Annotated in this window: 1 protein-coding gene; it reads right to left on the bottom strand. The window is 54.4% G+C overall.

All coding sequences use genetic code 11. The features are described from left to right. Positions 1-24 precede the first annotated feature (24 nt). Positions 25-1,085 (bottom strand): ISKra4 family transposase gene (locus tag ACQ4N7_RS30265; RefSeq protein ID WP_430715128.1). Its coding sequence is split into 2 segments (ribosomal slippage): positions 25-929 and positions 929-1,085, totalling 1,062 coding nucleotides; the frame shifts between segments, so codons are not numbered across the junction. Positions 1,086-1,182 lie beyond the last annotated feature (97 nt).

Raw genomic sequence — 1,182 nt, 5'->3', positions numbered from 1 at the left:
GGGTGCATCCCAGTCTTGCAAGACTCAGGATGAGAACTGACCATTGAGATAAGCGCAGCGATGTCGGAGCACTTGAGGAACGTTGTCTTCCTTCCACTGAGCGCCTGAAATCTTCACCCGTCTGCCAATCTGCTTGATGGTCGATTCTACAGCTCCAGAGCCAATGGAGATGCCCTCTGCGTGGTAGTAGCTGTAGTTGACGATGCGATGGCGATGCTTAGTCAAATAGCCGATAAACTGGTCTACCCGCTCATGGGGCCAGTCGTCGAATAGCTTGACCGCCCCGTCTACATCCCCTTGCCATAAGCAGGCTTCGACGGCATTGAGACGCTGGTGAGACCCACCTACGTTGCCCAAATTCTCCATAAGGTGGTACCAGTCTAAAATCTCCAAGCGCTCGCTGGAGTGAGCGACTTGGGAAAACAGGTTCCAGATGCCGTCGTGGCCGTCTCCAAGGCAAACTAGGGGATGGGCTAAGGGCTGCTGGTTAACCCAATCGACTAAGCTGTCGTTGTCTTTGTAAAAAGCGCTAATGCCCCACTGATGCAGGTTGATAGCCTTGTAGTCACGCCACTGACAGGGCTGCCCCTCGGCAGTCCGAAGGCGTACTTTGCCGCCATCTAAGCTCATTTCTTTGACCCCGCCGTCTACCGTTGGCAGCTCTAGATCTTGGCGATGGACTAAGCGTTGTTGGGTACTGCCTGACACGCACACTCCGGTCAGCACAGCAATATCATCGGCAGCCCGGGCGTAGGCCTCGTTGGCGCTCAACAATAAGCAACACTGTTCAAGATAAGGACTCCACTGAGTCCGAGCCTTGACCGCAAGCCGCCGACTCTGGCGTTGACTCAAGCTTAACGGTCCGACGATGCTTTGGATGTGTCGTTTTCGTCCTCCCTGCGTGCCGCTGCTTGTGCCGATAAAAAATTGCCCATCTCTGGCCCTACATGCGTCAGTAAGTGGTTACGAACGGCGACTTCGATCCCCGCCAGTGTCTTAACGTCTTCGGGATCTGTCTCGTCGTAGAGCAACTCTGCTAAGGCCAGGGCATGAGCTTTGATTTGGGCTTCTTTGGCAGCATCCATCGCTTCAGGTATCCTTGGCGCAACTACTCAGAGGCTAAAGCTTCTGCCCTTGACCTGCACTAAGCACTCCTACTCATTGCATAACTGGGATGCACCC

The sequence above is a fragment of the Nodosilinea sp. AN01ver1 genome, assembly GCF_050565655.1.
Lineage (GTDB): Bacteria > Cyanobacteriota > Cyanobacteriia > Phormidesmidales > Phormidesmidaceae > Nodosilinea.
This window is presented reverse-complemented; position numbering and strand designations above follow the sequence as displayed.